The sequence below is a fragment of the Winogradskyella marina genome, assembly GCF_015645385.1.
Lineage (GTDB): Bacteria > Bacteroidota > Bacteroidia > Flavobacteriales > Flavobacteriaceae > Winogradskyella > Winogradskyella marina.
The window spans coordinates 1-22,684 of record NZ_JADOET010000025.1 but is presented as its reverse complement, the minus strand read 5'-3'; the positions used below and the strand labels follow the sequence as shown (position 1 = coordinate 22,684).

The following is a 22,684-nucleotide window of genomic DNA, read 5'->3' as shown; positions in this document are numbered from 1 at the left end:
CAATAGTGAGAGTCCACAATGCTAAGGCGTTGTTGTGGTCTTTTTTTCTTTTAATGTTTGATGCTTTTTATGATTTACTTTCAGTGCATCTTCGCAGGTGAGCTGTACAATAGCAAAAGTCCACAACGCTAAGGCGTTGTTATGGCTTTAATTTCTTTTAATATTTGTTGGTTTTTTGATTTACTTTCAGTGAATCTTCGCAGGTGAGCTGTACAATAGCAAAAGTCCACAACGCTAAGGCGTTGTTATGGCTTTTATTTCTTTTAATGTTTGATGTTTTTATGATTTACTTTTAGTGGATTTTCGTGGGTGAGCTTTACAATAGTGAGAGTCCACAACGCTAAGGCGTTGTTGTGGTCTTTTTTTCTTTTAATATTTGATGTTTTTTTGATTTACTTTCAGTGAATCTTCGCAGGTGAGCTGTACAATAGTAAAAGTCCACAACGCTAAGGCGTTGTTATGGCCTTTTTTTATGCTTTTACGCTTTGAAGCATGGCTTCAGCGTAACGCATAAAAAAGTCCGGCACTATCGTGCTGGACTTTTACTGTTGTAGCGAGAACGAGATTTGAACTCGTGGCCTCCGGGTTATGAATCCGACGCTCTAACCAACTGAGCTACCTCGCCATAATTCGCAATTCATATTTAGTGTTTTAAAATACGTTATCTGGACATGCAGATAATTGCGGCTGCAAATATAAAAACAAATTCTAGGACAGCAAACAATAAAATCTAAAAAAAATAAATTTAGTTTAAAGTTTTAAAACTCAACTATAATTGTATATATTGAGCACATAATACATTACACTATGGACGAAAAAGAAAAATATGAGATGGAGTTTGTGATTCAGGCATCACCATCGCTAATATATACCTATATATCAACACCTTCTGGCTTATCGGAATGGTTTGCAGATAACGTTAATTCTCGAGGGGAATTATTCACCTTTATTTGGGATGGCTCAGAAGAACAGGCTAAATTATTAAGTAAAAAATCAGGCGAACGTATTAAGTTTCGTTGGTTAAGTGATGAAGAAGATGGTGCGTCGTGCTATTTTGAAATCCGAATTCAAGTCGATGAGATCACAAAAGACGTTTCTTTAATGATTACAGATTATGCTGAAGACGATGAAATCGATGAAGGCAAAATGCTTTGGGAAAATCAGATTTCTAGCTTGAAACAAGTTTTAGGCTCTAGATAAGCTCAACTCATTATTCTATTATATCTTTGTCTCGGTATCGTTTTAAAACGCTATCGAGATTTTTTTTATTCATTTCTAAGCTTAACTTCAAGAATGAATAATTTAATCGATTACATTATAATTTTATAACGATGGTTCTTTTAAAGGGACTCTAGGATGTTTTTTATGGTAAATTTTAACGGTTCGATACGAACTGAATCAGATTCAAAACTGACAGTTAATAATAGAGGTTACAAATATGGTGATGCCCTTTTTGAAACTTTAAAGGTTGTTAATGGTAAAATCTTCTTTTGGGAGGATCATTATTTTAGGTTGATGTCTTCTATGCGCATTCTTAGAATGGATATTCCAATGAATTTTACCATGGAATTCTTAGAGGCAGAAATTTTAAAAACCTTAGAGGCGAATGATTTATTACATGCTTCCGCACGTGTGCGATTAAATGTCGATAGAGGAGAAGGAGGTAAGTATTTACCGTCTGACACCACAGATGTGCATTTTAATATTGCCGCAGAACCACATCACGAGCCGTTTTATAGTATTGCTGATAACGCAAATTACGTAGTAGATTTATATAAAGATTACTTTGTTGCACCAGGTTTATTGTCTGGATTAAAATCGAATAATAAAGCGATGCACGTTATTGGAAGTATTTATGCTAAAGACAATGACTTAGACAACTGTTTGATTTTAAATACCGATAAACAGGTTATTGAAGCTCTAAATGGTAATTTATTCTTAGTTAAAGACGGAAAAATTAAAACACCACCATTAGAAGAAGGTTGTCTAAAAGGGGTGATGCGAAAGCAACTGCTAGAGTTACTGGTAAAGGATGTTAATGTCATTGTTGAGGAAGCTTCTATTAGTCCGTTTGAACTTCAAAAAGCTGATGAGTTATTTATTACCAATGTGATTAAAGGTATTGTGCCGATTACAAAATATCGTAAAAAAACATATGGTAGTGCTTATGCTCAAAGTCTTGTTGGTAAGTTGAATGCGAAGTTGAGGTTATTGTAGGTTACTTATTGTTTTTGATATTATATGTTCATTTTTTCCTTGATGAAAAAACGAACCAAAAAAATCAAGACTTAATAAACTTTTACTAAAAATTTCTTTTGCTGCGGCGCAAAAATAAAGTGCATTGGGTTTGTTGAATGCTATCGTGAACATTTAAGTTTTAGTAAATAATAGGCTATTTGTTTAGGACGATTTTTGCTTAACTCTTCGCTTCAATTCATTTTTTACGTAACACTTTCTTAGGTCGTTTACTTAGTAATTATTTTGGAAAGTAATCTATTCAATTTAATTCTTTCAGTAATTGTCAGCAATGTTATACAATGTACGATGAAAATTAGTTGTTAGGGTAAAGGTGGAACAGCGTTATGTGAAAAAATAAAAGTTATGTTCATTTTTTCCTTGATGAAAAAACGAACCAAAAAAATCAAGACTTAATAAGTTTTTACTAAAAATTTCTTTTGCTGCGGCGCAAAAATAAAGTGCTTTGGGTTTGTTGAATGCTATTGTGAGCATTTAAGTTTTAGTAATTAATAGGCTATTTTGTTGTCGACGATTTTTGCTTCATCCTTCGCTTCAATTCATTTTTTACGTAAAACCTTCTTAGGTCGTTTACTTAGTAATCATTTAGGAACGTAAATAATTTTAAGAGGAATGATGAATGATTTCGGATTTGTGATGAGGTCTAGTCGGTAGATTTAAGGTGTAACAGCGTTATGTGAAAAAATAAAAACTATGTTCATTTTTTCCTTGATAAAAAAACGAACCAAAAAAATCAAGACTTAAGACCCTTTTACTAAAAATTTCTTTTGCTGCGGCGTAAAAATAAAGTGCATTGGGTTTGTTGAATGCTATCGTAAACATTTAAGTTTTAGTAATTAATAGGCTATTTTGTTGATGACGATTTTTGCTTAATCCTTCGCTTCAATTCATTTTTTACGTAAAACCTTCTTAGGTCGTTTACCTAGTAATCATTTAGGAAGCATACAATTTTAAGAGGAATGATGAATGATTTCGGATTTGTGGGTACCTTTAAGGTTAACAGGGTTATTTTCTAGATCTTAAAGTTGAAACATAAATGCTATGTTCATTTTTTCCTTGATGAAAAAACGAATCAAAAAAATCAAGACTTAATAAACTTTTATTAAAAATTTCTTTTGCTGCGGCGCAAAAATAAAGTGCATTGGGTTTGTTGAATGCTATGGTGAACATTTTAGTTTTAGTAAATAATAGGCTATTTGTTGACGACGATTTTTGCTTAACCCTTCGCTTCAATTCATTTTTTACGTAAAACCTTCTTAGGTCGTTTATCTAATAATCATTTAGGAACGTATATAATTTTAAGAGGAATGATGAATGATTTCGGATTTGTAATGAGATCTAGTGTGTAGGTTAAGGTGTAACAGCGTTATGTGAAAACTTAAAAGTTATGTTCATTTTTTTCTTGATAAAAAAACGAACCAAAAAAAATCAAGACTTAAGACCCTTTCACTAAAAATTTCTTTTGTTGCGGCGCAAAAGTAAAGTGCATTGGGTTTGTTGAATGCTATGGTGAACATTTAAGTTTTAGTAAATAATAAGCTATTTTGTTGACGACGATTTTTGCTTAATCCTTCGCTTCAATTCATTTTTTACGTAAAACCTTCTTAGGTCGTTTACTTAGTAATCATTTTGGAACGTACGCAATTTGTTAAAGTCGCTTATTTAAGTCAACTCTTTTTATAATTGTTAGAAATGCCATATAGATTAGGCTTAATTTTAAAAGGAATGATTAGTTATAGCTTGGGTTTTCAGGTGCATTAGACCAAATGCTATAATCGCCACCAAGTTCTAACATTTTTTCGCGCCAAAACGAGTTACACGGTTTAGAAATGATTTCTTTATTATAAATATTTTCAGAAACTAGCCAGGCATTAGACTCGAGTTCATTGTCTAATTGTTGTTCGTCCCAACCAGAATAGCCTAAAAAGAACCGAATATCGTCTGTAGAAATTTTGGCTTTATTAATTAAGTTGAGCACCACGTTAAAATCTCCGCCCCAAAAGATACCATTGGATATTTCGATGCTATTGGGGATAAGCTCTGGTGATTTATGAATAAAATAGAGGTTGTCTTGTTCTACAGGTCCACCGTTATAAACAGGGAATTCGGATTCGGTGCCTTCAATTAGATCTTTAAGATTATATTCTAAGGGCTTATTTAAAATAAAGCCAACCGAACCTAATGCGGTGTGATCTGCTAGTAGAATCACAGCACGATTAAATGAAATATCGCCGATAATGGATGGTTCGGCAATTAGTAAATTGCCTTTTTCGGGTTTGTTCATTCTGGTCTGTCTAAGTTTAATATGATTAAATCTATGTTTTTTTTGTTAAAAAAACAACTAATATCTATTTAAATGTGTGTTATTACATTCAAATAATCATAATTCAATTTTGTGCAACGCCTTAGAATTAAAGCAAAAAAAAACCTGCTCAGAGAGCAGGTTCTGTATTTTAAACAAAAAATGTTTTAGTTTACAGCGCTACTTAAGTCAGAACCTGCCTTAAATTTTACTACATTTTTAGCTTTGATTTTTATAGTTTTTCCAGTTTGTGGGTTTCTACCGTCTCTTGCAGCTCTTCTAGTTACTGACCAAGAACCAAAACCTACTAATGAAACTCTGTTACCTTTTTGTAAAGATCCTTCGATGTCTACTAATAATGAGTCTAATGCTTTTTTAGCAGCTGCCTTAGTAATTCCAGCATTCTCTGCCATTCCATTGATTAAATCTGTTTTGTTCATAAATATTAAATTTAAATTGTTAAAATATCGGTTCTAAATGTATTGTTCTTTAAAATCCGTACACAAAATTATTAGGAATATTAAGCTACACAAGTAATAGCAAGGGAAATACGGGTTTTTGTTAATAACTTATGACATTTGTTAATAAAGACAATGCATTTCATCGGATTTTTTGTAAAACCACTGATAATAAGGGTTTAGAGCAGTTTTGAAGTGTCAGAAAAATTAAACCCATTTCGTAACGATTTGATGTCCATTTTTCGTTTTCCGGGTAATTGAATTTCTAAAATATTAATGTAACCTCCTTTACAGGCTACTTTTAACTCATCTTTAGTCGCAATAATACAGCCATTGTTATAATTGTGATTATCAACTTGTTTTTCTACTCCATATAATTTTACCGCTACGGGTTTATCTTCGTTATTGTCTAAATAACACCAAGCCGTTGGAAATGGATTTAAACCTCTAATCTTATTATATATGGTATCTAAAGGTTGTGACCAATCTATTTTGCAGTTATCTCGATTAAGTTTATAGGCAGTTTTTAAATCGTCTGATTGCGGTTGTATTGTGGTTGTAACCGTGTCTGCTTCGATATGTTTTACGGTTTTTACAACTAATTCACTACCGATAGCCATTAATTCATCGTGCAATTCACCAACAGTTGTGGTTTCATTTATTTCGGTTGTTTCACTTTGAATAATGGCCCCTGTATCAATTTTTTCATCTATAAAAAAGGTAGTAACACCTGTTTTGGTTTCGCCATTAATAATAGCCCAATGAATTGGAGCTGCTCCTCTATATTGTGGTAATAGGGAGGCGTGAAGGTTAAACGTCCCGTATTCTGGCATTTGCCAAACTACTTTAGGCAACATTCTAAACGCGACAATAATTTGTAGGTTAGCCTTTAGTTCCTTTAATTCTTCTAAAAATGGTTCCGCCTTTAGGTTGGTAGGTTGTAAAATAGTCAGTTGCTGCTCTACAGCGAATTTTTTCACAGCAGAGGCTCTTAATTTTTGTCCACGTCCGGCTGGTCGGTCTGGAGCAGTTATAACTCCAACAACATTATATTGGTTGTCTATAAGTGCTTTTAATGTGGCCACTGCAAAATCTGGCGTGCCCATAAACACGATGCGTAAATCACGTTTTTTTGTCATATCAGTACGTAAGTATTAGCTGATGTTAATTTTATTTTATTAAGTTCTATAAGTTCTGAAAGACTTTGTAAAAGTTGTTTTTCTGAACATTTAACACGTTGTAATAATTGGCGCGAAGATAAAGTTTCGGTTTCTAACTCGGCAATAATTTGAAGTCTAATCGTGTTAACTGACGTCTGACCTTTAGATGTTGCGTTAGCGATACATACTGAACATTTACCACATACCTTGGTGGTCTGTTCTCCAAAATAGCGCAGAAGTTGTTGACTTCTACACACCGAATCATTATTAATATACGATAATACAGATTCAATTTGCTGATGTTTTAGCATATGTTGTTGTTCAATCGTTTTTGCAATGGGATTAATAGTAACCGCATCTTCTCTTGGCTGCAAGAAGGTGATTTCAGAATCTGTATTTGCCATTTGTAAGCTTATGACTTCATCTTTTTCTAAACGTTGCAATTGTGCGATTACTTGTTTTTCGGGAAGCCTCACTTTATCAATGACCAAATTAAGGTTCACTTTAGTCTCGTAATCAAAAATACCTCCATAGGTTCTCAGCAATATTTTAACTAGAATATTTAAATCTAAATGCGTTTCTAAATATTTAAATAACACCGCATTTGTAGTGATAAACTGAATCTTGGTTCTAAAATTAAAATGCTGTGTTAATGTGATAATCGCATTGCGATCTAGCAGAACTAAGGCATTATAAGTAATACTGGCACTTAATTTATATTGGCTACAAAAAGATTTAAAATCGAATTGATGGACTGTATTTTCGCCTTCACCATACGAGATTTGAAAGTAGTTACACAATTTATTATACACCGTTTTTACGAAAGCTACCGATGGCAAGGTGCTTAAAAACTGGTTGCGCAGGTGGTCTTCATCGATATGCTGTTTTAGAATAATTGCATAGGCTGGTTCTCCATCTCGTCCTGCTCTTCCGGCTTCTTGGTAATAACTCTCTATACTTTCTGGTAAATTAAAATGAATAACGGTTTTGACGTTGGCTTTATCAATCCCCATTCCGAAAGCCGTGGTCGCCACCATAATTTGTTTTTGTCCATTGCTCCAGGCGTTTAAACGATCTTGCTTCTCTTTGTTTGTAATACCTCCATGATAGAATGTAGAGGACAAGCCTTTGGCGGTTAAAAAGTTATCGATTTCAGTTGTTGCTCTACGGTTTCGGACGTAAATAATAGAAGCACCAGGATATTTTTTTAACAGATGTTCTAATTGAAATAATTTATCGTCCGTATGAATTACGTTATAGGCAATATTTGGTCTTACAAAAGACGCCTTGTATATTTTTGGATTTATAAAATCGAGATTCTCTACAATATCATCTACCACATTATGCTTTGCGGTTGCTGTTAATGCAATACAATTCACATGAGGATGCATTTGTCGTAATACTGAAATATTGTTGTATGCTGGTCTAAAATCGTTTCCCCATTGACTTATACAATGCGCTTCGTCTACAGCAATTAAATTAACGCGCATTTGCTGTATGCGTTCTTGTACTAATGTTTGTTGTAAACGTTCTGGTGAGAGATAGAGAAACTTGTAATTGCCATAAATACAATTATCTAATTGCGTGTCTAAATCTTTGTAAGACATACCAGAAGTTAGCGCAATAGCCTTTATACCTTTAGCTTTTAAGGTATTTACTTGGTCTTTCATTAAGGCGATTAAAGGAGACACAACAATACAGATCCCTTCTTGAATTAGCGCTGGAATTTGAAAACAAACCGATTTGCCTCCTCCTGTTGGTAAGAGCGCAAAGGTGTCTTCACGGTTTAAAACCGACGTTATAATCTCTTCTTGCAGCGGTCTAAAGGAGGTATGATTCCAATACCGTTCTAAAACTTCTATAGGATGCATGATGCCAATTTAACTATCTAAAATCGCTTTATTTTGTTTACTCACTTTTTTCAATTTATTAAAGGAATTCGTGATGTGCTACGCAATTCTTCTTTGCTTATAGATTAATGTAAAATAAAATCGTAACGACTGCTACGCTTTGATTTTAGCTCAAAACCCTTTAGTTAAGTTAATGCGTTTGTAAATCTTTGATGTCTATTTCATCTGAATTAAACATAATTCAAATTAAAAATACGACATAACATAGTAAAACAAGCATTACTGCAAATTTAAGGACTCTAGGATAAATTCGATTCTAGTTTTTACACTTCCAAAAGGGACGTCAATTAATTGGTAACCAAAACGTTTATAGGAGTCTAGCAAATGTTTGTGGATTTCAATGGCTTCTTCAAAACTTTCGTAACGTTCGCTATCGCTTGTAAAGATGTCTTGCCAAGGTGCTAAAATAAAAATAGCGTCGTATTGATGGTCTTCACAGGCTTTAACAAAATGCTCAGGATAGTGGTCACCAATATAGTCCATATAGGCAATAACATCTGGTAAACCTCTATCTAGAAATACTACAGGTTCTAATTCTTTTGTAGCGTCTACAAATTGTTTTGTTCTACCTTCTAAAAGTTTTTCGCTGAACAATAAGGGTTCGGTTAAAAAAAGTTGTTCAATGCCATCTTCTCTGGCTTGTAAGGTGATTTGTCTAGAGATTTCATCATAACATAAAAAGTTATGTTTTTTTAAGGCGTTAATAATGGTGGTTTTTCCAGTACCTGGTCCACCTGCTATGACAATTTTTTTTGGATTCAAATTTTACTATTTATAGGGTAAAAATCGTGATTATTTATGAAATACAGAAACTGTATTGAAATAATGCTTTAATTTTTTAGATAGGTTCCACTCGTTTTTGGACTCACGAATTAGAATTTTAAGCTAAATTTATGAGCCATCCACTTTAATTATATATCGTATAAAACGTATCTTTGCAGCTGAAAAACTTCAATATGGATAGTTCGAAAAAAACAGACGAATTTTACGAAAAATTAAAATCACAACTTTACGATACAGCCCTTTGGCCATCTGAGTATTTATACAAGTTTATTGTGCTTACCAAAGGCGAAGGTATTAATCATATCGAGGCACTTTTTGATAATTTAGGAGCTGTGATTACTACAACAGAATCTAAGAACGGAAAATACACTAGCGTTTCTATAAATGTAAGAATGAAAAACCCAGAAGCGGTTATTGCCAAATATAAGGAAGTCGCCGAAAATGTTGAAGGTGTAATTTCCTTATAAAATTCCTTTTAAGCTTCGTATTTTTTTGTACTTTGCAACAAAACCTAGAGACTTCAGGTTTAAAACTATATACTACACACTTTACAATTTTGATTGACGATTTAGAATACAACACAGAGCGCGAGCATTTAATTATTCCAGAATATGGACGTCATCTGCAAAAGATGATTAATTACGCTAAGTCTCGCGAAACTAAGGAAGAACGTAATAAAATAGCTAAGGCCATTATTTCTGTAATGGGAAATCTACAACCACACTTACGAGATGTGCCAGATTTTCAACATAAGTTATGGGATCAATTGTTTATAATGGCGAATTTTGAAATCGATGTTGATGCACCTTATGGTGAACCATCGAAAGAAGAAATACAAGCAAAGCCAGAGCCTTTAAAATATCCTCAAAACCATCCTAAATATCGTTTTTATGGTAATAATATAAAGACCATGATAGATGTTGCCGTAGGTTGGGAAGACAGTGATTTAAAAGAAGCGCTGACCTTTACCATTGCTAACCACATGAAAAAGTGTTTCCTTAATTGGAATAAAGACACTGTTGAAGACGCTGTTATTTACGATCATTTATATGAGCTTTCTGGTGGAAAGATCAACTTAAAGGACAGTAATGAAGACCTTACGGATGCTTCGAGCTTAATGCGTACTAAATCTAAGTATGGTGGTAAAAACAATTCTAATAAAAAGGGGAACAACTCTAACAAGAAAAAATATTCTAACAACAGAAAACGTTACTAAAACGTATGAGTACATTTAAAATTGAAGGAGGTCACCAATTAAAAGGGAAAATCCAACCTCAAGGTGCAAAAAACGAAGCTTTACAAATCTTATGTGCGGTACTTTTAACTGCCGAAGAAATTAAAATAGATAACATTCCAGATATTATTGATGTTAATAAACTCATGGCTTTATTAAAAAAGTTAGGTGTTAAAATTAATAAACTCGATAAGGGATCTTATACGTTTAAAGCAGATGATCTTAATCTTAAGTACTTAGAATCTGCCGAATTTAAGGAAGATGGTAAGGGTTTACGCGGTTCTATTATGATTGTTGGACCATTGTTAGCACGTTTTGGAAAAGGGTATATCCCAAAACCAGGTGGTGATAAAATTGGTCGTCGTCGTTTAGATACACACTTTGAAGGTTTTATTAATCTTGGAGCTAAATTCCGTTATAATCGCGAAGAATTATTTTATGGTGTAGAAGCCGATAAATTACAAGGAACGTACATGCTTTTAGATGAAGCCTCTGTGACCGGAACCGCTAATATTGTAATGGCTGCTGTTTTAGCAGAAGGCACAACGACCATTTATAATGCCGCTTGCGAACCGTATTTACAACAACTTTGTAAAATGTTGAATCGTATGGGAGCAAAAATTTCTGGTGTTGGTTCTAACTTATTAACTATAGAAGGTGTTGCTGTTTTAGGAGGCACTGAGCATAGAATGTTACCAGATATGATTGAAATTGGTAGCTGGATTGGTTTGGCTGCCATGACAAAAAGTGAATTGACTATTACTAATGTAAGTTGGGACGATTTAGGTCAGATTCCTAATGTGTTTAGAAAAATAGGAATTACTGTAGAGCGCCAAGGTGATGATATTCATATTCCTGCACATACTGATGGATACGAAGTGCAAAACTTTATTGATGGTTCTATTTTAACTATTTCTGATGCACCATGGCCAGGATTTACACCCGATTTATTAAGTATTATCTTAACGGTTTTAACGCAAGCCAGAGGAAGTGCAATTGTCCACCAAAAAATGTTTGAAAGTCGTTTGTTCTTCGTTGATAAATTGATTGATATGGGAGCAAAGATTATCCTTTGTGATCCACATAGAGCAACGGTTATTGGTCACGATTACAAATCCACATTAAAAGCAACTACCATGACGTCGCCAGATATTAGAGCAGGTGTCTCTTTATTAATTGCAGCGTTATCTGCAAAAGGTACGTCAACCATTCATAATATTGAACAAATAGACAGAGGATACGAAAATATTGATGAGCGTTTAAGAGCTATTGGAGCTAAAATTGAACGTGTAGAAGGTAATTAAATAAGCTGTTGTGATCGCTTTACTTTTAGTGAAAAGCGTCAAAACGAAATAAAATAAAAAAGCTTCAAGTTTATTCTTGAAGCTTTTTTTATAACTATGTGATGACTTCATAAACACAGACTTCTTGGATTTGCTGACGGCCTTTATCTTTAAACGTACAATCGTAATCTAATTTAGCCGTAAAAACGTTTCCAGCTACAAGAGGATTGCTATCACTGCTAGCGTGAATGTTCTCTACATTATCTAACCACTGTTTGTTTTTATTCCAAACATTTTGTTTTCAGGTTACCACTTCACCAGGACTGCCTGGCATTTCTCGGCCTATCACATGGTCTGCGTACAGCTCGTTAATGCCATCTAGGTTATGCCCTTTTTCGCACATTTCTTTCCATTTTCTTGCAACTCCCCAAGTATTCATAATGTTTCGATTTAACGTTTGTGCTTTAACGTTAACAAAAAGCTTGTTGTCTTTTCTTAAAAACTTAGGGCTTATTTAATCCAATATAAAAAAAAGCTCTGACGACTAATCAGAGCTTTAAAATTGTTTGTTGAAATGGTTATTTCAGTTAAGACCTTAATAGTCTTATATATAGCAACGCTAAATTTTAAGATTTATTATAATTTGTTTCAATTATATTTTACATCGATTATCTTAATGCGGTTTTGTACGTTTCTAAACAGCGTTCTCTTGCCGCTTTATGATCTACCATTGGCTGTGGATAGGTGAGTTCTTGATACTCTGGAACCCATTGTTTAATATACGCGTGATTCTTGTCAAATTTTTGAATTTGCGTTGTAGGATTAAAAATTCTAAAATACGGAGCGGCATCTACACCGCAACCAGCAACCCATTGCCAATTACCAACATTACTAGCCATTTCATAATCGTGCAGTTTCTCAGCAAAATAAGCTTCTCCCCAACGCCAATCAATTAATAAATGTTTACATAAAAAACTACCTACAAGCATACGGACTCTATTGTGCATAAAACCCGTTTGGTTCAATTGGCGCATGCCAGCATCAACTAATGGATAGCCTGTTTTACCTTCACACCATGTTTTAAATTCACCTTCGTTATTACGCCATTCAATTCTGTCGTATTTGGGTTTGAAAGCGTTATTAGTTGTTTCTGGGAAATGCCAGAGGATTTGCATGAAAAATTCGCGCCAAATCAGTTCTTGCCAAAAGATTTCATTTTGTTCTGCAATCGCTTTTTTTACCATTTTACGAATGCTAACAGTGCCAAAGCGTAGGTGAGGGCCTAAATGGGATGTGGCATCTTTTGCTGGAAAATTCCGCGTTGCCTCATACTCTTGAATCAACGTAGGAGTCACTTCATAAGCTTTGATTTCTTGATTTGATTTTTCAAAACCTAGATCAGATAAGCTTAGATTAGGAAGCCTACTATGTTCTATGACATTATTTAAATATGAATTGGTATAGTAAATTTCTAAATTTGTGGACTGAAATTTTTCTTTCCAAGTCCGCATATAAGGGGTATAAACCAAATAAGGTTTGCCATCTTTTTTTACGACTTCACTTTTTTCAAATATAACTTGGTCTTTATAGGTGTGGAATGCAATAGCATTGGTTTCGAGTAATGATTGTATCTCCTGATCACGTTGTGTGGCATAAGGTTCATAGTCATGATTTGTATAGACTGTTTCAATCTCATAGTCTTCCATTAATTGTTTAAAAATAGCTTCAGGTTTGCCGTGAAATATCGCAATGCTACTATTGTAATCATCTTGTAACGTTTGCCTCATGGACTGTAAGGTTTGATGAATAAAGGTCACACGAGCATCGTCTTTTGGTAACTGTTCTAAAATTTCAGTATCAAATATAAACATTGGTAACACGGGATGTTTGTCCCTTAAGGCTTCATAAAACCCAAGATTATCATCCAATCTTAAATCGCGTCGAAACCAGAAAATATTTACTTTTTTATTCATGTTTTATTATATGCTTTGAGCGCAGTAGGAGTGCTGTTGTTTAGTTGTTCTGTTATTTAGTTATTGAGGTGTTCAGTTATTGTGTTATTGAGTTATTTAGTTATTGAGTAATTGAGATATTTAGTTATTGAGTTATTGAGATGTTCAGTTATTGTGTTATTGAGTTATTTAGTTATTGAGGTATTTAGTTATTTAGTTATTGAGTTATTTGGGATGCGTACGTTTTGTCTAGCTAAGGTTTACACGTTAATATTTCCCATACAACTCTTCTAATTTTTGAGTTCTATAATTAAAAATTTCTTCCAATTTTGGCTTTACTACAATGGGATGAACGAGTTGTCCTAAAATTCCCATTGGTAGTTTATAATCTATAATGTCTTCCATTTCTACGCCACCTTCAATCGCTTTGATAAAATGTTTATGATGCCAAAGTGCGTAAGGTCCAAAACGTTGTTCATCCACAAAATACTCATGGTCTTTTACATGGGTGATTTCGGTGACCCATTTGGTTTTAATGCCTAAAACAGGTGTTACGATATATTGAATAATCTGTCCAGGAAACATAGGTCTATCAGCTCCTGAAAGGATATTGAAACCCATATAATCTGGCGTAATCGTTTTTAAATTCGCAGGATTTGAGAGAAATTCCCATGCTTGATCTACTGAGATCGGTAAGTTTTGTTTTTTATGTAAGGTATATATTTTCATAACAATTATAAATTGAGAAGTGTAGGCGTTAGATTAAAGAACATGGGTAAATAATGTGGTTGAATTATAATTGCGTTATACCTAAATTTCTAAAAACACAATAATTCAGATTATTGAGCGAGGTGGACACTAATTATTAAAAACAACATAAGCATTTAAGGACGTTGCGATACACAGCCAGATTATATAAGGCAACAATAAGTATTTTAATCGACTCAATTTATCGTCACCAAAAGTGATAAAGAAGTACAGAATCACTAAGGTGAGTAAAATGATATTAACGAAGCCTAATTGCGTTAATTGTTGATTAAAGAACACGTAATTCCAACTCATATTTAACAGAACAGCAAGCGTGTATACAAAAATCACAAATTTCGATTTCCTAATAGAAAACAAATAACTAAGATATATTGAAAAGCAAACCATAATCAGTGTCCAAGCCACTCCAAAAACCCAACCTGGAGGTGTCCAAGGAGCTTTGTTTAGATTAGAATACCAATCTCCCGTAACAGCATCTCCCATAAACCAACTGCCTAGCGCAAGTGCACCAAAATTGATAATCAAAAATAAGATGAACAGATATGCTTTTTTCAATTTAGTTTTTTTTTAAGTTATCAATTTTGTCACTGATTAATTGGGCTTCAGCATATTTTTTGTCGCTTTCAGCTCTATTTGTGGTAGAAAGTTTATGCCAATCTGCCATTAGTTTTTCGTATTGGTTTTGCAGTTTTTCTACTTCTGATTTTTTCTTAAATAATCCAAACATCACACTCTAGTTTAAATACTTTAATAATCTTGAACTTTTAGGGCTTGTAATAGAATAATAGTAGTCGAGAAATTCTCCATGTTCATCAATTAAATACTTCTGAAAATTCCATTTCACCACTGAATTTTGTTTCCCATTTAAAGACTTTTTTGTTAACCAAGCATATAATGGATGTTGATTTTCTCCTTTAACATCAATTTTTTCAGTCATTAAAAAGGAAACTCCATAGTTCACTTCACAGAACTCTTCAATTTCTTTGGAATTACCTGGTTCTTGTTTTCCAAATTGGTTACATGGCACACCAATAATAACAAGTGAATCTTTATAGGTATCCTGTAATTTTTGTAAATCTCTATACTGCGGTGTAAATCCACATTTAGAAGCGACATTTACAAACAGTATTTTTTTTCCTTTAAATTGATGTAAATTAATAGGTTCACCTTGAAGGCTTTTAATCTTTATATCGTACACGGATTGCGTAGCAGTTGCTATCATGATGTTTTTATATTAAGTAATTATATGGTATTTACAATTTGAAACTTACGATGCCACAGTCCATTTCAAATATTTGTCCTGACATAGAAGCCGCTTTTTCTGATAATAAAAAGCCTGCCATATCTGCAACTTCTTTGGGTTGAAGATATTTTTTTAAGGGATGACGTTCATTCATATTATCAATCATCCGTTCATTACGCAATAATTTTGAAGCCAACTCAGTATCTGTAACCGTAGGAGCAATAGCATTGATGCGTATGTTTGGTGCTAATTCGGCACCTAGAGATTTTGTTAAGCCTTCGATTGCCGATTTTGAAGCTGCTACACTAGCATGAAACGGCATTCCTAACTTTGCAGCAACCGTACTAAACAGTACAATTGATGGTTTGCTACCTTTTTTTAAAGCTGGTAAATACGTTTGTATGGCTTTAACAGCTCCAATAACATTAATGTCGAAATCATTTTTAAAATCATCAACACTAAGTCTTTGTATCGGTTTAAGATTAATACTTCCAGGGCAATACACTAACCCGTCGGCTGTATCTATGTCTGGTAAATCATCCGTTAGAATATCACAATCGTAATGTTTTAAATTAGGATAGGACTCTTTTGGCGATGTACGACTGATATTTACAATTTCATCATAAGAAGAAAGCAAAGAAGCGGTAATTGCCTTACCAATACCTTTGCTTCCTCCAATAATAATTAACCTTTTCATTGCTACACTTAAGATGTTGCAGTTAATGGTCTACCTTTTAGGCGCTTTTCAATCTTTTGTTTAATAACCGTAAGACGCTTCATTATGTCCATTAACTTGCTGTCTTTTTCTTGCTTATATAGTTCGTTGACTTCTAAAATTAAATCTTTAGCCTCTCTTGCTGCTAAAATTCTGTCACTTGTTGTTTTAAATGAAAACTTTCTGTTTTCAAATTCTAAAGCTTTTTCGATTGTTGTTTCCATAGCTTAATTGTTTAAATAGTTTTGTAATTCTAAAATTTTTGAAGCGTTATTAAATTCGCCACCATAATATGTTGTTACTGTGGTGGATGTGTCATCTTGAACACCTCTAGAAGAGACACATAAGTGTTTGGCATCAATAATAACAGCAACATCTTCTGTTTCTAAAACCGTTTTAAGTTCATTTGCAATTTGATTTGTTAATCGCTCTTGAACCTGAGGGCGTTTAGCATAATATTGAACAATTCTATTTAGTTTAGAAAGTCCAATAACCTTTCCTGATGACTTGTACGCAATATGTGCTTTTCCTATAATAGGTACAAAATGATGCTCACAATTAGAGTAGAAGGTAATATTTTTTTCTACTAACATCTGATTATATTGATATTTATTTTCAAAAAGCGCCATTTTAGGCTTGTTTTTTGGGTCTAAACCAGAAAATATTTCTTCAATATACATTTTTGCAACGCGGTCTGGTGTGCCTTGAAGTGAATCATCGGTTAAATCTAAACCCATGACATCCATTATTTCTGAAAATAAAATAGATATGCGTTTTTTCTTTTCTTCGTTAGACATATCAAAAGCATTGGCTTTCATTGGTGTGTCTAAACTTGTAAATAAATGGTCGTCGCCTATAGCTTCATCTGTAAAACCATTAAGCTGTCCATTTGCTTTGGAAGTTGTTTCTGTACTCATCTGTTTTTTTAAATTTTAATCAAAGGTCAGATGGAATTCGTCAAGTTTACTTTACAATTGTTTATTGAACTTGACTCATTTCATAGAATCTTTTTAATGTGCTGTCTTTAAGTACTCCAAACTTAAATCAAAGCACGTGTTAACGTTTTGAAATAGAGTTATTTGATATTGTTCTTTGTCTCGAGCATTTAAATCTGCCTTTGTCAAACATTCTTTTTTTACTGTGTTTAGTAGCTCTTCCTTGTACTCGCGCTCTCCATAATCTGAAGCTACTTGGTTTTAATTCTCTTCGCATCAAATTAATAACCTCTTGTTCTTTCAACTTAAATTGAAATGTAATAGCATCAAAAGGTGTTCGGTCTTCCCATGCCATTTCAATAATTCTGTCAATGTCTTTTAGTTCTAAATTCATAGTCCGTTAGGCATTGCATGATGAAAATCGTACTTTACTTTTTCATCCATTAATTTGTCAAAAAACTTCTTGTTTTCTTTAAAAGTTTTATTGGCTCTAAAGTGCACAAATTTTCCTTGTGCATGTATACTAGATCCATTGATTTTATATATAACAAGATGGTAATAAGGTATGATCCATGTAAAATTTTGTAATCCTTTATTAATTCTAATTAAAATACCTTTTGGTCTTAGTTCTATATTTCCATAATTAATATCAGATACCAAATTCATCATCGATTGCATATTAGGACTTACCTCATCAATTATCATACGTTTAGAACCTACACCTTTCATTTTCAATTTTTGTACCAAACTAAACGGACTGCCAACTAAATCGGAAATGATTTGCTTGGAATCTGAATTGTGATGTGTGGTATTTAATATCATATAGTTTCAAATATATGTAATGTTTAACTAATTTGTTAAAAGGTTAAACAAAAATTAACAGATATTTATGACTATGAGGCTTAGTTATAATGATATAAAAATCAATCGTTTCTCAACATACGCTTTCTATCTTGTAAGGTATGTCGTTTTAAGATTCTATAACTTTCACTAATAACTTCTGCATCGTTTTTCATATTCCAAAGAATTTCACTGGCGCGCTTCCGGTTTTCCTTTATATCTACTATAGGCATTGGGTAATCTACACCAGGGCTAAACTTGTAAAAGGCTTGTTCCATTTCAGTCATTAAATAAGGTTCATGGATAAAAGGGGGGTCTAAGTGTGCTAATTCTGGAACCCATTTTTTTATAAATTCAGCATCAGGATCGTACTTTAAACCGTTGAGTGTGGGGTTGTAAATTCTTAGATTATTGATGCCTGTTTCGCCAGCTTGCATCTGTAATTGTGGAAAATGGATGCCTGGCTCGAAATCTAAAAATTGTTGCGATAAATGTGTGGTTGCAGACTGCCAAGGTTGCCATAGAATATGTGTGAAAAAAGATGCCAACATGGCACGCATTCTAAAATTTACGTAACCTGTTTCAATTAAACAACGCATACTAGCATCTACTAACGGAAATCCGGTTTGGCCTTCTTTCCATGCCTTTTGATAACTATCGGATAGAGTTTTCTTTAATTTATGATAGCCTTTATTAACGCTTGCGTTTTCCATAGTGTGTTCCATTTCAAACTTTTGAATAAAATGCGCTTGCCATCGTAATCTTGAAATGAATGCACCAATATGACGTTTATCTTGAGCTGTGGATTTTAATCGCTTTGCTTTCTGGTATACTTGTCGAATAGATAAATTTCCCCAAGCGATGTATGGCGAAATTCTGCTGCAACTTGTTCTTGAAGCTTCCGGTTTTGAAATATTAACCATGTAATCTTCATGTCTATTTTCAAAAAATGAATTGGCATATTTCCAACCCATGGTTGTTCCACCTTTTTGAAATTTTGTAGCTTCTGGTGTTGTTAAATCTGTTATAGAAAGTATGGTTTCTAAGGTTTCAATTTCTAAATGGTTTAGGAACTGATTATCGCGAGGTTGAAACACTTCCAAAGCATTATTCATGTAGGTTTCCCAATTTTCAAACCAATTGTCTCTATTAACCAAACCACGCTCAACACCATTATTTTTAGATTCTTCCCAGTTCATTAAATTGTTTCGACAATAGCGTGTAAATTCTTGGTCTCTATTATAGGTGACTAGCAATCCGGTTTCAACGTGAGAAAAAACGGTATCAATTTTATAAAATTCTTGCAGTTGATTAAACGCACTTGTAATATCGCTCGTTACCGTTAATACTTTAGTGTGATGTGCAGCGAGATTTTCATTTAAATCTTTTAAAGATTCTTTAATAAAATTAAAATGACGTTCGCTATAATGTGCATCATTCAACAATACATGTTCAAAAACATATAAAATTAGAACGCGTTTACCTGACTTTAAAGCATTCGATAGCGCTTCATTATCCTGAAGTCTCAAATCGCGCTTCAACCAAACGACATTAATATGTTCTTTTGCTTTCATCTTAAAGTTGCTCTAAAAATTGTTCTGCGTTGTTAAAATGGTTTTCTAAAGTCTCTTTTTTCATTCTATCTAAATTGCCTAATAACATTCCTAATCTCGGATTGCCAGCAAAGAAATCGCGATGCTTATCCATAAACGTCCAGAATAAACCATCCCAAGTGGCTTGCCAATCGCCTTTAGAGTAGTTGCTCATTTTCATGATGTAGTTGCTGCTACTGATATATGGTTTTGTAGACATTAAACCACCATCTGCAAACAAACTCATGCCATACACATTGGGTACCATAACCCAATCGTATGCGTCTATAAACATTTCCATAAACCATTGGTAAACATCGTCTGGATGAAATTCGCAAAGCACCATAAAATTACCGAGTAGCATTAAGCGTTCAATATGATGTGCGTAGCCTGTTTTTAATACTTTTTTAATAACGTCGTCAATAGGTTTAATGCCTGTTGTGCCCTCATAGAACGACGCTGGTATTTTCTTGTTGAAGTTCCAAAAGTTTTTTGTCCGTTCTTCAGTACCTTTTACCTCATAAACACCTCTTATAAATTCGCGCCAACCTAATATTTGTCGTACAAAACCTTCTAATGAATTTAATGGTACGTCATTAGATTTGGCGTAATCGATAGCTTTGTCTATAACGTCCATAGGATTAAGCAACCCAACATTGATAAGAGGCGAGAGGATGCTATGATTTAGAAAGTGCTCTTCCTTGACGATGGCATCTTCATAAGGTCCAAACTCATGAAAGCGTTGTTCAAAAAACTGATGTAGCCAATCTTCTGAAGCTTTAAAATCTATAGGGTAAATGACAAAATCATTGAGTTCGCCATAATGCTCGCTAAAATTAGCGTTGACATACGCTTCAGCGTTCTTGTGATACTTTGTTTTATCTGGAAAATGAATCGATGGTGGTATTTTATCTTTTGGGTATTTCTTTCGGTTATCTGAATCATAGGTGAGTTTACCACCTTCTGGCTCACTATTAACCATTAAAATATCGCGGTCTTTACGTTGTTGTTTGTAAAAAGAGGTTTGAAAGAATTTCTTTTTAGTGGGTTTAAAGAATGAACTTAATTCGTCTTTAGTATTTATGAATAATGGATTTTCATACCATTCAATATCTATTGATTTAGAAGCCGAATTAATATGTTTCTGAAGCCAATTATCTGTTGGGTCCATAATAAGAAGTTTTTCAACGCCATCTCCAATAAGCTTTGGTATGAGTTGTCTAACGTCTGATTGTTTCGTTGTCGCTTCAATATAGTTTACGGTTTTACCTTGGGTTTCGAGATAGTCCGCATAAGCCTTCATGGAAGCTCTGTGAAACGCAATTTTTTGTTTGTGGAATTTATACTGTTTAAAGAATAAGAATTCTTCAATCAAATAAATATCAGCATCTACTTTAAGAATTGGTGCATCCTTAAATAATTGATGTGGAAATATGAGTATGGCTTCTTTCAATTTAGTACTATTTGCTTTAAAATTATTTCTTTTACACCCCTAAAGTCCCCTCAAGGGGACATTTGTCCGAGCGTTTATTTAGAGGGTTGTCCCCGATTTTTTAGTCCTGCAAGGTCTTGAGTACCTTGTTGGTATTTATTGTAGGTCTAAAACCAGCTGCATCTCGATACTATTTTTCATTCTTCAAAATCACTCGATGTGACGTTTCGTTTTTAGAACAATGTTGGTTGCAACCAAAGACTTCTAAATTTTTTATTCGCGTCATAACGTTCCGCTTTTACATACTTACAAGGTTTTAGAAACCTTTCAGGAATGGTACATATTGCATCTCGATACTATTTTTCATTCTTCAAAATCACTCGATGTGACGTTTCGTTTTCGGAACAGTGTTGATTGCGCATTTATTAAGTATTTATTTCTGGTTTAAAGACCTACAAGGTTTTAGAAACCTTTCAGGAATGGTACATATTGCATCTCGATACTATTTTTCATTCTTCAAAATCACTCGATGTGACGTTTCGTTTTTAGAACAATGTTGGTTGCAACCAAAGGCTTCTAAATTTTCTGTTCGCGTCATAACGTTCCGCTTGCAATTCAACATTAAATTTTCTATCTCTTGGGTCGTTGCCAACACCTGCGACGTACATCCAATTGCCATAGTTGCTGTGCACATCATAATCTATGAGTAAAGACTCAAAATAGGCAGCACCAATGCGCCAATCTAATTCTAATGCTTTGGCAAAATAAGAGGCAACATTTTGCCGTCCTCTGTTACTCATCCAACCGGTTTCTTTTAGTTCAATCATATTGGCGTTCACAAATTCTGATGCTGTTTCGCCATTCATCCAATTTTGAATATGCGTTTGATTTGATGACCAATCGTAATCCTTTTTAAGTATGCCTTCTAATTTGAAGATTTGGTTGCCATGTTTTAAGGACACATATTTAAAATAATCGCGCCAAATGAGTTCAAAAATGAGCCAATAGGTGGATTGGTTTTTGAAGTATTCCTTTTCAAATTTTTTAACCTGCCAATAAATGGTTCTTGCAGAAATACAACCGCTGGCCAACCAAGGCGAAAACTTAGAACTGTAATCAACACCCACTAATCCGTTTCTCGTTTTTTTATAAAATCCTAATTTTTTAGTGTTGAAGAAATAATCTTCGAGGCGTTTGTTAGCTTCCGTTTCACCACCTTTAAATGGAAAAGCCGAATGTGGATTGGTTTCAAAATGGTCAAAACCTAAATCGTTAAGTGTTGGAATTTTAGTGTTGTTGGCAATACGATTGCTTTCAGGATATATTTTTGGTTGTAATTCTGGACGAATGGCAACGTACTTTTCAAGTTGTTTTCTAAAGTTGGTAAAGACTTGTGGTGTTTGTTCAATTTTGAAAATGAGGTCTTCAGGATGATATAACAACTGATTGTAAATGGCATGCCAGTTAATGGAACCTAATTTAGATTTAACGGCATTTTCAGTTTCTAATTCTTCTGAGGCCCATTCCTTTTGAAGAAATATTGAACTGACATTATAGGTTTTGCATAGCTCAGGAATTATAACTTCTGGATGTTGATGAAAAACGAATAAATCAATGTTTAATTTATTGAGTTGTAGTCTTAAATCTTCGATAGATTCAATTAAAAACTTTGCCCTAAATTTCTCTGTTTTTTTAAATCCGAATTTGTCAATTGCAAAGTGATTGGGATTGAAACAAAACACAGCAATGAGTGGGTTTCCGTTTTTTTGTGCTTCACATAAAACAGCATTATCTATGGTTCTTAAATCGTTTCTAAACCAT

At 33.7% G+C, this 22,684-nt stretch carries 24 protein-coding genes, 1 tRNA gene and 1 pseudogene; 5 read left to right on the top strand and 21 right to left on the bottom strand.

Annotated elements, in window-relative coordinates:
* Window positions 1-551: 551 nt before the first annotated feature.
* Window positions 552-625 (bottom strand) — tRNA-Met (locus ITJ86_RS16750).
* Window positions 626-807: 182 nt separating this feature from the next.
* On the opposite strand from ITJ86_RS16750, the gene ITJ86_RS16745 reads away from it, so the two are divergent.
* Both ITJ86_RS16745 and ITJ86_RS16740 read left to right on the top strand, forming a co-directional pair.
* Window positions 808-1,200: an START-like domain-containing protein gene (locus tag ITJ86_RS16745; protein ID WP_195872804.1), complete on the top strand. Its 393-nt coding sequence runs from the start codon at window positions 808-810 to the stop codon at window positions 1,198-1,200.
* Window positions 1,201-1,365: 165 nt separating this feature from the next.
* Window positions 1,366-2,217 carry an aminotransferase class IV gene (locus ITJ86_RS16740; protein WP_195872803.1) on the top strand — a complete coding sequence of 284 codons (852 nt, stop codon included), beginning with the start codon at window positions 1,366-1,368 and terminating at the stop codon, window positions 2,215-2,217.
* Between the two features lie 1,768 nt (window positions 2,218-3,985).
* Here ITJ86_RS16740 and ITJ86_RS16735 read toward each other — a convergent pair.
* The 5 genes from ITJ86_RS16735 to ITJ86_RS16715 all read right to left on the bottom strand — a co-directional run bounded on the left by ITJ86_RS16735 (window position 3,986) and on the right by ITJ86_RS16715 (window position 8,848).
* Window positions 3,986-4,540: a YqgE/AlgH family protein gene (locus ITJ86_RS16735; RefSeq protein WP_195872802.1), complete on the bottom strand. Its 555-nt coding sequence runs from the start codon at window positions 4,538-4,540 to the stop codon at window positions 3,986-3,988.
* A gap of 185 nt (window positions 4,541-4,725) precedes the next feature.
* Window positions 4,726-4,998 (bottom strand): HU family DNA-binding protein, encoded by a 273-nt coding sequence (locus tag ITJ86_RS16730; RefSeq protein WP_195872801.1) that lies wholly within the window; start codon window positions 4,996-4,998, stop codon window positions 4,726-4,728.
* A 197-nt stretch (window positions 4,999-5,195) separates the two neighbouring features.
* Complete coding sequence (gene fmt, locus ITJ86_RS16725) at window positions 5,196-6,155, bottom strand: methionyl-tRNA formyltransferase (protein WP_195872800.1); 960 nt, start codon at window positions 6,153-6,155, stop codon at window positions 5,196-5,198.
* The gene (locus ITJ86_RS16720) at window positions 6,152-8,047 is read right to left on the bottom strand and encodes a RecQ family ATP-dependent DNA helicase (protein ID WP_195872799.1); all 1,896 of its coding nucleotides are present in this window, start codon (window positions 8,045-8,047) and stop codon (window positions 6,152-6,154) included. The genes fmt and ITJ86_RS16720 overlap by 4 nt, the downstream gene beginning before the upstream one ends.
* Window positions 8,048-8,305: 258 nt before the next feature.
* Window positions 8,306-8,848 (bottom strand): AAA family ATPase, encoded by a 543-nt coding sequence (locus ITJ86_RS16715; RefSeq protein WP_195872798.1) that lies wholly within the window; start codon window positions 8,846-8,848, stop codon window positions 8,306-8,308.
* A gap of 194 nt (window positions 8,849-9,042) precedes the next feature.
* Between ITJ86_RS16715 and ITJ86_RS16710 the strand changes: the two genes are divergently transcribed.
* The 3 genes from ITJ86_RS16710 (at window position 9,043) to murA (ending at window position 11,407) form a co-directional block, all read left to right on the top strand.
* Entirely contained in the window at window positions 9,043-9,336 is a 294-nt protein-coding gene (locus ITJ86_RS16710) for a DUF493 family protein (RefSeq protein ID WP_195872797.1), read from the top strand.
* Between the two features lie 89 nt (window positions 9,337-9,425).
* Complete coding sequence (locus tag ITJ86_RS16705; protein WP_195872805.1) at window positions 9,426-10,085, top strand: DUF4290 domain-containing protein; 660 nt, start codon at window positions 9,426-9,428, stop codon at window positions 10,083-10,085.
* A gap of 5 nt (window positions 10,086-10,090) precedes the next feature.
* On the top strand, window positions 10,091-11,407 hold the full coding sequence (murA, locus tag ITJ86_RS16700) for a UDP-N-acetylglucosamine 1-carboxyvinyltransferase (RefSeq protein WP_195872796.1): 1,317 nt from the start codon (window positions 10,091-10,093) through the stop codon (window positions 11,405-11,407).
* Between the two features lie 94 nt (window positions 11,408-11,501).
* Here murA and ITJ86_RS17550 read toward each other — a convergent pair.
* The 15 genes and pseudogenes from ITJ86_RS17550 to ITJ86_RS16630 form a co-directional block, all read right to left on the bottom strand.
* Window positions 11,502-11,672: pseudogene (locus tag ITJ86_RS17550) on the bottom strand (SnoaL-like domain-containing protein); the annotation flags it as partial.
* A gap of 15 nt (window positions 11,673-11,687) precedes the next feature.
* Window positions 11,688-11,825 carry a hypothetical protein gene (locus tag ITJ86_RS17410; RefSeq protein ID WP_230080334.1) on the bottom strand — a complete coding sequence of 46 codons (138 nt, stop codon included), beginning with the start codon at window positions 11,823-11,825 and terminating at the stop codon, window positions 11,688-11,690.
* Between the two features lie 229 nt (window positions 11,826-12,054).
* Window positions 12,055-13,359, bottom strand: a complete 1,305-nt coding sequence (locus ITJ86_RS16690) for a cryptochrome/photolyase family protein (RefSeq protein ID WP_195872795.1) — start codon at window positions 13,357-13,359, stop codon at window positions 12,055-12,057.
* 246 nt (window positions 13,360-13,605) lie between these two features.
* A complete protein-coding gene (locus ITJ86_RS16685; RefSeq protein WP_195872794.1) occupies window positions 13,606-14,067 on the bottom strand; it encodes an SRPBCC family protein in 462 nt (153 codons plus the stop codon).
* A gap of 129 nt (window positions 14,068-14,196) precedes the next feature.
* Window positions 14,197-14,661 carry a TspO/MBR family protein gene (locus ITJ86_RS16680; protein WP_195872793.1) on the bottom strand — a complete coding sequence of 155 codons (465 nt, stop codon included), beginning with the start codon at window positions 14,659-14,661 and terminating at the stop codon, window positions 14,197-14,199.
* Window position 14,662: 1 nt separating this feature from the next.
* Entirely contained in the window at window positions 14,663-14,833 is a 171-nt protein-coding gene (locus ITJ86_RS16675; protein ID WP_195872792.1) for a Lacal_2735 family protein, read from the bottom strand.
* A gap of 6 nt (window positions 14,834-14,839) precedes the next feature.
* Window positions 14,840-15,328: a glutathione peroxidase gene (locus ITJ86_RS16670; protein ID WP_195872791.1), complete on the bottom strand. Its 489-nt coding sequence runs from the start codon at window positions 15,326-15,328 to the stop codon at window positions 14,840-14,842.
* Window positions 15,329-15,359: 31 nt separating this feature from the next.
* Complete coding sequence (locus ITJ86_RS16665) at window positions 15,360-16,046, bottom strand: SDR family NAD(P)-dependent oxidoreductase (protein WP_195872790.1); 687 nt, start codon at window positions 16,044-16,046, stop codon at window positions 15,360-15,362.
* Window positions 16,047-16,054: 8 nt separating this feature from the next.
* A complete protein-coding gene (locus ITJ86_RS16660; RefSeq protein ID WP_195872789.1) occupies window positions 16,055-16,288 on the bottom strand; it encodes a hypothetical protein in 234 nt (77 codons plus the stop codon).
* Between the two features lie 3 nt (window positions 16,289-16,291).
* A complete protein-coding gene (gene folE / locus ITJ86_RS16655; protein WP_195872788.1) occupies window positions 16,292-16,981 on the bottom strand; it encodes a GTP cyclohydrolase I FolE in 690 nt (229 codons plus the stop codon).
* A 139-nt stretch (window positions 16,982-17,120) separates the two neighbouring features.
* The gene (locus ITJ86_RS16650; protein WP_195872787.1) at window positions 17,121-17,393 is read right to left on the bottom strand and encodes a TIGR03643 family protein; all 273 of its coding nucleotides are present in this window, start codon (window positions 17,391-17,393) and stop codon (window positions 17,121-17,123) included.
* Entirely contained in the window at window positions 17,390-17,821 is a 432-nt protein-coding gene (locus ITJ86_RS16645) for a hypothetical protein (protein WP_195872786.1), read from the bottom strand. The genes ITJ86_RS16650 and ITJ86_RS16645 overlap by 4 nt, the downstream gene beginning before the upstream one ends.
* A gap of 101 nt (window positions 17,822-17,922) precedes the next feature.
* Window positions 17,923-19,413: a cryptochrome/deoxyribodipyrimidine photo-lyase family protein gene (locus tag ITJ86_RS16640; RefSeq protein ID WP_195872785.1), complete on the bottom strand. Its 1,491-nt coding sequence runs from the start codon at window positions 19,411-19,413 to the stop codon at window positions 17,923-17,925.
* A 1-nt stretch (window position 19,414) separates the two neighbouring features.
* Complete coding sequence (locus ITJ86_RS16635; RefSeq protein WP_195872784.1) at window positions 19,415-20,884, bottom strand: cryptochrome/photolyase family protein; 1,470 nt, start codon at window positions 20,882-20,884, stop codon at window positions 19,415-19,417.
* Window positions 20,885-21,408: 524 nt separating this feature from the next.
* The coding region (locus ITJ86_RS16630; RefSeq protein WP_195872783.1) for a DASH family cryptochrome at window positions 21,409-22,684 on the bottom strand (1,276 nt) is incomplete at its 5' end.

Excerpts from the sequence above, each read along its gene's own strand:
- ITJ86_RS16745 (WP_195872804.1), top strand. The coding sequence starts at position 808 with ATGGACGAAAAAGAAAAATATGAGATGGAGTTTGTGATTCAGGCATCA.
- ITJ86_RS16740 (WP_195872803.1), top strand. The coding sequence starts at position 1,366 with ATGGTAAATTTTAACGGTTCGATACGAACTGAATCAGATTCAAAACTG.
- ITJ86_RS16735 (WP_195872802.1), bottom strand. The coding sequence starts at position 4,540 with ATGAACAAACCCGAAAAAGGCAATTTACTAATTGCCGAACCATCCATT.
- ITJ86_RS16730 (WP_195872801.1), bottom strand. The coding sequence starts at position 4,998 with ATGAACAAAACAGATTTAATCAATGGAATGGCAGAGAATGCTGGAATT.
- fmt (WP_195872800.1), bottom strand. The coding sequence starts at position 6,155 with ATGACAAAAAAACGTGATTTACGCATCGTGTTTATGGGCACGCCAGAT.
- ITJ86_RS16720 (WP_195872799.1), bottom strand. The coding sequence starts at position 8,047 with ATGCATCCTATAGAAGTTTTAGAACGGTATTGGAATCATACCTCCTTT.
- ITJ86_RS16710 (WP_195872797.1), top strand. The coding sequence starts at position 9,043 with ATGGATAGTTCGAAAAAAACAGACGAATTTTACGAAAAATTAAAATCA.
- murA (WP_195872796.1), top strand. The coding sequence starts at position 10,091 with ATGAGTACATTTAAAATTGAAGGAGGTCACCAATTAAAAGGGAAAATC.
- ITJ86_RS17410 (WP_230080334.1), bottom strand. The coding sequence starts at position 11,825 with ATGAATACTTGGGGAGTTGCAAGAAAATGGAAAGAAATGTGCGAAAAA.
- ITJ86_RS16690 (WP_195872795.1), bottom strand. The coding sequence starts at position 13,359 with ATGAATAAAAAAGTAAATATTTTCTGGTTTCGACGCGATTTAAGATTG.
- ITJ86_RS16685 (WP_195872794.1), bottom strand. The coding sequence starts at position 14,067 with ATGAAAATATATACCTTACATAAAAAACAAAACTTACCGATCTCAGTA.
- ITJ86_RS16675 (WP_195872792.1), bottom strand. The coding sequence starts at position 14,833 with ATGTTTGGATTATTTAAGAAAAAATCAGAAGTAGAAAAACTGCAAAAC.
- ITJ86_RS16670 (WP_195872791.1), bottom strand. The coding sequence starts at position 15,328 with ATGATAGCAACTGCTACGCAATCCGTGTACGATATAAAGATTAAAAGC.
- ITJ86_RS16665 (WP_195872790.1), bottom strand. The coding sequence starts at position 16,046 with ATGAAAAGGTTAATTATTATTGGAGGAAGCAAAGGTATTGGTAAGGCA.
- ITJ86_RS16660 (WP_195872789.1), bottom strand. The coding sequence starts at position 16,288 with ATGGAAACAACAATCGAAAAAGCTTTAGAATTTGAAAACAGAAAGTTT.
- folE (WP_195872788.1), bottom strand. The coding sequence starts at position 16,981 with ATGAGTACAGAAACAACTTCCAAAGCAAATGGACAGCTTAATGGTTTT.
- ITJ86_RS16650 (WP_195872787.1), bottom strand. The coding sequence starts at position 17,393 with ATGAATTTAGAACTAAAAGACATTGACAGAATTATTGAAATGGCATGG.
- ITJ86_RS16645 (WP_195872786.1), bottom strand. The coding sequence starts at position 17,821 with ATGATATTAAATACCACACATCACAATTCAGATTCCAAGCAAATCATT.
- ITJ86_RS16640 (WP_195872785.1), bottom strand. The coding sequence starts at position 19,413 with ATGAAAGCAAAAGAACATATTAATGTCGTTTGGTTGAAGCGCGATTTG.